This window comes from Microbacterium sp. A20 (genome assembly GCF_004794515.1).
GTDB lineage: Bacteria > Actinomycetota > Actinomycetes > Actinomycetales > Microbacteriaceae > Microbacterium.
In genome coordinates, this window is the sequence record NZ_SSDF01000012.1 from 1 (window position 1) to 463 (window position 463).

At 69.8% G+C, this 463-nt stretch carries 1 protein-coding gene; it reads right to left on the reverse strand.

Features of this window, described 5'->3' with window-relative positions; translation table 11 throughout:
* The coding region (locus DW298_RS00070; protein WP_240744941.1) for an Ig-like domain-containing protein at positions 1-463 on the reverse strand (463 nt) is incomplete at both ends.

A 463-nucleotide genomic window follows, 5' to 3' on the forward strand; every position in this document is an offset into this window, starting at 1 on the left:
GCGTCCGCATCCGCGTCATCGATCGTGAACGAGACCGTCGCGCTGCCGACCGTCGTCGGTGACGTGAGCTCCGCCGTGTAGGTGCCGTCGCCGTTGTCGGTCACACCCGAGAGCGTGCCGGCGGTCGTGGACAGTGCGACGACATCGCCGACGTCCGCGACCACGTTGCCGTTCGCATCCAGGAGGGTGACGGTGATCGTCGAGGTGCTGGTCCCGTCAGCCGTGATGGATGTCGGGGAGGCGGTGATCGTCGAGGTGCCGACGTCCGCCGCACCGGCGACGAACGCCACCGACGCCGTGGCGTCCGCATCGTCGCCGTCGATCGTGAACGAGACCGTGGCACTGCCGACCGTCGCCGCCGACGTCAAAGTGGCGGTGTACGTGCCGTCGCCGTTGTCGGTCACCGCGGACAGCGTGCCGGCCGTGGTGGACAGACCGACGACGTCGCCCGCATCCGCGACGA